The 6707-nt window shown below is 61.1% G+C and carries 7 protein-coding genes; 3 read left to right on the forward strand and 4 right to left on the reverse strand.

Going from position 1 to position 6707, the window contains the following annotated elements:
* Positions 1-65: 65 nt before the first annotated feature.
* The 3 genes from ACW9IR_RS28195 to ACW9IR_RS28205 all read right to left on the reverse strand — a co-directional run bounded on the left by ACW9IR_RS28195 (position 66) and on the right by ACW9IR_RS28205 (position 3566).
* Positions 66-1448 (reverse strand): MFS transporter, encoded by a 1383-nt coding sequence (locus tag ACW9IR_RS28195; protein ID WP_110721115.1) that lies wholly within the window; start codon positions 1446-1448, stop codon positions 66-68.
* A gap of 140 nt (positions 1449-1588) precedes the next feature.
* Positions 1589-2320: an ArsR/SmtB family transcription factor gene (locus ACW9IR_RS28200; protein ID WP_095122022.1), complete on the reverse strand. Its 732-nt coding sequence runs from the start codon at positions 2318-2320 to the stop codon at positions 1589-1591.
* A 316-nt stretch (positions 2321-2636) separates the two neighbouring features.
* Positions 2637-3566: a LysR family transcriptional regulator gene (locus ACW9IR_RS28205; RefSeq protein ID WP_457465890.1), complete on the reverse strand. Its 930-nt coding sequence runs from the start codon at positions 3564-3566 to the stop codon at positions 2637-2639.
* 119 nt (positions 3567-3685) lie between these two features.
* Here ACW9IR_RS28205 and ACW9IR_RS28210 point away from each other — a divergent pair, with 119 nt between their 5' ends.
* The 3 genes from ACW9IR_RS28210 (at position 3686) to ACW9IR_RS28220 (ending at position 5359) form a co-directional block, all read left to right on the forward strand.
* On the forward strand, positions 3686-3979 hold the full coding sequence (locus ACW9IR_RS28210) for a putative quinol monooxygenase (protein WP_102901600.1): 294 nt from the start codon (positions 3686-3688) through the stop codon (positions 3977-3979).
* 32 nt (positions 3980-4011) lie between these two features.
* Positions 4012-5025, forward strand: a complete 1014-nt coding sequence (locus ACW9IR_RS28215; protein WP_457465892.1) for a zinc-binding alcohol dehydrogenase family protein — start codon at positions 4012-4014, stop codon at positions 5023-5025.
* Positions 5026-5185: 160 nt separating this feature from the next.
* Complete coding sequence (locus tag ACW9IR_RS28220; RefSeq protein ID WP_007914687.1) at positions 5186-5359, forward strand: hypothetical protein; 174 nt, start codon at positions 5186-5188, stop codon at positions 5357-5359.
* Between the two features lie 6 nt (positions 5360-5365).
* On the opposite strand, the gene ACW9IR_RS28225 is transcribed toward ACW9IR_RS28220, so the two are convergent.
* Positions 5366-6568 (reverse strand): multidrug effflux MFS transporter, encoded by a 1203-nt coding sequence (locus ACW9IR_RS28225; protein ID WP_457465895.1) that lies wholly within the window; start codon positions 6566-6568, stop codon positions 5366-5368.
* Between the last annotated feature and the right edge of the window lie 139 nt (positions 6569-6707).

Below are 6707 nucleotides of genomic sequence, written 5' to 3' on the forward strand. Positions count from 1 at the left end.
AGCTAAAAAACCCATATCTGACACTCCGCTATCGCGAGCAGGCTCACTCCTACATTGGATCGGTGTTAGCCGATGGATTGGGTTTCAGTCAGCTCTTCCAGGGTTTTCCCCCGCGTCTCCATCCCGAACAGCCACACCACCCCCGCCGCAATCGCAAAGCACGCCGCGCCCAGCGCAAACACCCCGCCCTGCCCGGTAATCGGGAATACCAGCCCGGTCACCAACGGCCCGAGCAGCGAACCCACGCGGCCAATCGCCGAGGCAAACCCAGAGCCTGTCGCCCGCGCCGACGTCGGATACAGCTCCGGCGTGTAGGTGTAGAGCACCGCCCACATGCCGAACAGGAAAAACTGCATCAGCAATCCAGTGCTGATCAACAGCGCCACATTGCCGCCAAACACTGCGCTCTGGCCGTAGAGAAACGCCATCACCGCACCACCGAGCAAGGTGACGATGCACACCGGTTTACGCCCCCAGCGCTCGACCAGCCACGCCGCCATCAAGAACCCGGGAATCCCGCCCAGGGAAATCAGCACCGTGTAATACACCGACTGCGTCACGGCGAAACCCGACTGTTGCAGCAGCGCACTGAGCCACGACGTCAGCCCGTAAAAGCCGAGCAGCGCGAAGAACCACAAGCTCCAGATCATCGTGGTGCGCTGGCGATACTGCGGCGACCAGATCTGTTTGAGCGCCGCAAAGAAATCTCCCGGCGGCGTCACGGTGCGCGGCAAGCGCAGCGGTTCCGGCAACGCGGCGCCGCCGAGTGACGAACGTACCCGCGCCTCTATGCCGTTCAAGACCTTGTCTGCCGCTTCAAGCTTTCCAGCCTGTTCCAGCCAGCGCGGTGACTCGGGAATGAAAAAGCGGATCGCCAGCACAAACACCGCCGGCACCGCCAAGACCAGAAAGATGTCGCGCCAGCCAATCAGCGGCAACAGGAAGTAAGACAGTACGCCGGCCGCTACGAACCCCAGCGGCCAGAAGCCATCCATCAACGCGATATAGCGCCCGCGGCGTTGCGCTGGAATCAGCTCGGACAACATCGACTGGGCGATCGGAAACTCCATGCCCATGCCAATCCCCAACAGGATGCGAAACAGCGTCAGCGTCTCGACCGTTTGCGCCGTCGAGCACAGATAACTGGCCACGCCCCACAACACGATGCTCCACTGAAACACCGGTTTGCGCCCGAAGCGATCAGCGAGCATGCCGGACAGCGACGCCCCCAGCACCATGCCGAAAAAGCTCGAGCTAGCGAGCAGTCCAGCTTGCGCACTGCTCAAACCGAACTCGGCTTTGATCGAGCCGAGCAGGAACGTCATCATCGCCAGATCCATGGAATCGAAGAAAAACGCCAGAGCGATGATGATAAAAATGATCCGGTGATAACCGCTGATCGGCAGTCGTTCCAAGCGTTCTGCCGCACTGTAGCCTTGATTATCCATACCGCGTCCCCCATCCGAAATGTCCCCGGATCGAGTGTGCGCGATCACGCCTGGGCGTTCGTGCTGGATGCGACCTGTTCGCAGCCGTAGACGACGCCAGCCGGAATGCCGCCGTGGCAGGTAATGATCAAGCGGCTCTGCTAGGCCATCTCCAGCTCGGTTTCCTTGGCAAATCGATGCAGTTCACGCTGCCCGGTCGCCGTCAGTTGCAGCGCTCTTGAGTCATTGGGCAGGGTCAGCCAGCCGGATTGCATGAACAACTGCAGCAACGCGGCGCCGAGGGTACCGCCCATGTGCGGACGACGCTCGCTCCAGTCCGGGCAGGCACAGGCGACCTGAACATTGCGATGGGCCAGCGCCTGAATGAACACTCCCCGCCCTGCCAGTTGTTTTGCACCCTTGAGGGTCACCACCACGCGCTGTTCAAGCTGTTCGATCCAGCCGGCGTCGAGCAATCGCTGATACAGGTCGGCCGCCAGCGTGCCCCCCAGATGATCGTCGCAAAAGCGTGCGCGCAACAGCGAAGACGGTGCCGCCTGGGGCTTGGCCATAGGGGTGCTGCGTTTGAAAACCTCGGCGACTTCGCGCGGGGCGCTGGCGATGGTGGCGCTGGCCAGCGCCTCTATCGCCGCGCCCACCTCCGGTGCCGAGAGGCGGAAAAACCGTTTGCGCCCACGGACTTCGACCTTCAACAGACCACCAGAGGCCAGCCGTGCCAGATGCGCACTGGCCGACGACGGCGACAGACCTGCCAGTAACGCAAGCTCCTCGGTCTGCCGGGCCGAGCCATCCATCAGCGCCCACATCATCGCGCTGCGCTTGGGGTCGGCCAGCAACGTGGCGATCTGGCTGATGCAAGGTGCATGTTCCATGTATTCACTCCCTGTGGAATCGTATCGTCTACTGCTCGCAGACATCTTGACCAGTAATGGGTCGGCGGCCAAGACGCGAAAATCGCTCTGAGCCGAGGCAAGGCAGGCCATTGACATAACATCTTCCGGCGCAGAAACCATCTTCGCTGAACAATCCTGAACCAGACAGGAGCAGCACAGTGCGAAGGCGTTCGGGCCGGGTTAAGGTACTTGCATGAGGCGGGCGCTAGTATAAGCGGGATGCAGGCCGCGTCCCGTGCCGCAGCCTGCACGGGTGGTGATTGTTCCTGACAGAAATTTCTCTATTTAGCTGCGACTAATGATCAACTTTCGAGAAAACGGGAAATTGGCTACTCAAATAAGCGCATCGGCTGGCGAGCATTTCCCTTAACAGGTTCACCGGCTTACTCAATTGTGCGCGATGGGCGCACAACAGATTCAGCGGAGCGCGTTCGCACAGCAGCTCCGGCAGCAGCACTTTGAGGCGGCCGGCGAGCACATCGGCGCCCACGTCGAGCCAGGATTTGTAGGCTATTCCCGCTCCAGCCAGCGCCCATAGACGCACAACGTCGGCGTCATCACTGAAACGGTCACCACTGACGGTCAGACTGACCTCGCGTTTGCCGTCGTGAAAACTCCAATGGTCATGAACCCGGCTGCCGAGCATGTACAACAGGCAATTGTGCTGCGCCAGTTGTTCGAGCTGACGTGGTTCGCCGTGTCGCGCCAGGTACGCAGGCGATGCGCACAGCACACGACGGTTGTGCGGGGCGATTGGCAAGGCGACAAGGCTCGAGTCTTCCGGCTCGCCATAGCGCAAGGCGATGTCCACCGGTTGACGGAACAGATCGGCGATGCGGTCGCCGAGCAGCAAGCGCACGGTCAGCTTCGGGTGCTCGCGCTGGAACTCGTCGAGCCATGGCAGCAACAGATTGCGCCCGAAGTCCGAAGGCGCCGACAACTGCAGAACGCCGCTGACCTGTTCCTGCCCGCTGGCGAGCAAACGTCGGCCTTCATCAAGATTGCTCAGCGCCGCCCGCGCGTATTCGAGAAAGCCTTCGCCTTCGGCTGTCAGGCGCAAGCTGCGGGTCGAACGGGCCAGCAAGCGCGCCCCCAGTTGCTGTTCGATCCGTTTCAATGCCGCACTGGCCACGGCCGCGGACATGTCCATTACCCGCGCTGCTGCCGACAGACTGCCCAGGTCCGCCGCCCGGACAAACAACTGCAAGTCGTCGAAACGCAGCATGCTCAGCCTCGATTATCAAAAAAATATTGAAAGAGACTGCACTTTTAGCCGGTTTTATCTCGCAGAGAAATAGCCAATCATCTCTCCATCGCATTCATCCCGCTTCTCTGGAGCCGAGCATGACCCAGCCATTCACCGCTATTGCCACCCTGATCGCCAAACCGGGCCAACAGGACCTTCTCGAACAGGGCCTGCGCGCACTGGTTGAACCGAGCCGCGCCGAAGCCGGTTGCAGCCAGTACGACCTGCACCGTGACCTCGCCGACCCGCAGGTTTTTTATGTGATTGAACACTGGGCCAGCGAAGCGATTCTTGAGGCGCACAACGCCAGCGCGCACTTCCAGCATTTCCAGGCAACGGCTGGCCACGCCATCGAACACTTTCAGCTCAAGCGCCTCGGCGCGATTGCCTGACCCCTTCTTCTATTACCTGTACGGAGCCACTCATGAAAGCCATCGCCTATTACGCTTCACTGCCGATCAGCGACGCAAAATCCCTGCAAGACATCGAACTGCCAGAGCCGGTCGCCGGCCCGCGCGATGTGCTGGTGGAAGTCAAAGCCATTTCGGTTAATCCGGTCGACACCAAAGTGCGGCAGAACGTGGCGCCGGAAAACGGCGCGGCGAAAGTGCTGGGCTGGGACGTTGCCGGTGTGGTCAAGGCTGTCGGCAGCGAAGTGACGTTGTTCAAGGCCGGCGACAAGGTTTTCTACGCCGGCTCCATCGCCCGTGCCGGCGGCAACAGTGAACTGCACGTGGTCGATGAGCGTATCGTCGGCCATATGCCGAAATCCCTCGGTTTCGCCGAAGCCGCCGCACTGCCGCTGACCGCGATCACCGCGTGGGAATTGCTGTTCGAGCGCCTGCAAATTCGCGAAAGCAAAACCAATGAAGATCAGCGCCTGCTGATCGTCGGCGCGGCCGGCGGGGTGGGCTCGATCCTCACGCAATTGGCCAGGCAACTGACCGGTCTGAAGGTCATCGGCACTGCGTCCCGCGAGCAGACCCGCGACTGGGTCAAAGAACTGGGCGCCGATCTGGTCATCGATCACAGCCAGCCGCTGAGCGAAGAACTCAAGCGCGCCGGGATCGACAGCGTGACTCATGTTGCCAGCCTGACCCAGACCGATCAGCACCTCGATCAATTGGTCGAAGCCTTGGCACCGCAAGGCAAACTGGCACTGATCGACGATCCGAAGTCCCTGGACGTGAGCAAACTCAAGCGCAAGAGCCTGTCGCTGCATTGGGAGTTCATGTACACCCGCTCGCTGTTCGAGACGCCGGACATGATCGAACAGCACAAGCTGCTTAACCGCGTGGCGCAACTGATTGATGCCGGGACGTTGAAGACCACCGTGGGCGAGCATTTCGGCACAATCAATGCGGCGAACCTGCGTCGCGCCCATGAGCTGCTGGAAAGTGGCAAAGCCAAGGGGAAAATTGTTTTAGAAGGTTTCTAAAAAACCGCACAGCGCAGCCTTCGCCGGACCTAGAGCGGTCGGCGGGGCTGCGCTTTTTTTTGCCGTCAGTCCGATGCTTGAGCGTTGTCACAATTGCGATCGTATTCAGGTCTACAATCGAAGCCTCTGCGATACATCTTTTACGCAAGGGAGGTCAGCAATGAAGATCCTGATAAAAGAAGTGGCAAAGTCTCAATGGCAGGTTCGTCTGGACCAACACGCCGTGACATTCCGCAGTGAAGCCGAAGCCTTGGCCTTCACCCGCACCCTCGAAGCGCGACTTTGCGCGCCCCATCAGATTCCCGATCGCAGCCAGCAGCGCGCCGCCGGCTGAGGTTATTTATGCCTCGGCCTGTGCTTGCGCCAGAGCCCGGGCATTCTGCAGGCGGCGGGTGAGCAGCGCCACGCACACCACCAGCAAACCGCACAGGCTGATGACTATTGCCATCGGCACGGCGGTGCCGTCGTGCAACACCCCCACCAGCGCCGAAGCACCAGCGGCGACACTGAATTGCATGCAGCCGAGCAGTGCCGAAGCACTGCCGGCGCGTGCGCCCTGACCGTTCATCGCGCAGGCGGCGGCGTTGGGGCTGATGCAGCCCAGGCTCGACACGCAGATGAACAGTGGAATCAGCAGCGGCCACAAGGATCCGGTGTGCATTGCGCTGACCGCGAGCAACGCCAGCCCCGCGCCGAAGTAAACCCACACCGCCCGCGACAGCAGGAACGCCGGGCCGCGCTTGGCCAACATACGCGCGTTGACCTGCGCCACCAGAATGAACCCCGCCGCGTTGGTGCCGAACAACCAGCCGAAATGCTCGGCCGGGACGCCATACAACTTGATGAAGATAAACGGCGAGCCGGCGATGTAGGCAAACATCCCGGCGATGGCGATGCCACCGGTCAGAGCATGACCGAGGTAAACCCGGTCCTTGAGCAAGCGCCCGTACTGGCGCAGGGCGCCGGACAACGGCTGGCGCGGCATGTGTGCTGGCATACTTTCCGGCAGCCCCAGCGCCACGGCCAAACCGGCCAGCGCGCTGAACCCGGTCAGCACCAGGAAGATCGACTGCCAGCCTGTGGTGTTGACCAGCAGACCGCCGAGCATCGGCGCCAGAATAGGCGCCAGGCCCATCACCAGCATCAATTGCGAAAAAACTTTCGCCGATCCCACCGCGTCGCATTTGTCACTGACCACGGCCCGGGAAATCACCATCCCCGCACAACCGCCCAAGGCCTGGACAAAACGGGCAGCGATCAGCCATTCCAGGTTCGGCGCATAAGCGCAGGCCAGTGATGCCAAAGTGAACAGCGTGAGGCCCACAAGCAACGGGATGCGTCGGCCAAAGCGATCCGCCACCGGGCCGTAAGCCAGTTGGCCAATCGACAACCCGGCGAAATACGCCGCCAGCGTCATCTGTACATGTTTCTCGTCGGTGCCGAACGCCAGCGCCATCGCGGGAAATGCGGGTAAATAGAAGTCGATTGCCAAGGGCCCGAAGGCGGTCAAGGCACCGAGGATCAGAATGGTACGGAAGTTCATCAGGCATCCAGGTTGGCAAGTCGGCAGCCCGACAGTCTAGCCGCGCCCGAACGCCTTGAACATTCCGATAGCTCGCTAACAATCAAAAAAGCCAGGATCAAAAGATCGCAGCCTGCGGCAGCTCCTACTTTGGAATGCG

This window comes from Pseudomonas sp. SDT291_1_S447 (assembly GCF_054070155.1).

What these genes read in the sequence shown, in the direction of transcription:
- ACW9IR_RS28195 (WP_110721115.1), bottom strand. Translation starts at nt 1,448, where the DNA reads ATGGATAATCAAGGCTACAGTGCGGCAGAACGCTTGGAACGACTGCCG.
- ACW9IR_RS28200 (WP_095122022.1), bottom strand. Translation starts at nt 2,320, where the DNA reads ATGGAACATGCACCTTGCATCAGCCAGATCGCCACGTTGCTGGCCGAC.
- ACW9IR_RS28205 (WP_457465890.1), bottom strand. Translation starts at nt 3,566, where the DNA reads ATGCTGCGTTTCGACGACTTGCAGTTGTTTGTCCGGGCGGCGGACCTG.
- ACW9IR_RS28210 (WP_102901600.1), top strand. Translation starts at nt 3,686, where the DNA reads ATGACCCAGCCATTCACCGCTATTGCCACCCTGATCGCCAAACCGGGC.
- ACW9IR_RS28215 (WP_457465892.1), top strand. Translation starts at nt 4,012, where the DNA reads ATGAAAGCCATCGCCTATTACGCTTCACTGCCGATCAGCGACGCAAAA.
- ACW9IR_RS28220 (WP_007914687.1), top strand. Translation starts at nt 5,186, where the DNA reads ATGAAGATCCTGATAAAAGAAGTGGCAAAGTCTCAATGGCAGGTTCGT.
- ACW9IR_RS28225 (WP_457465895.1), bottom strand. Translation starts at nt 6,568, where the DNA reads ATGAACTTCCGTACCATTCTGATCCTCGGTGCCTTGACCGCCTTCGGG.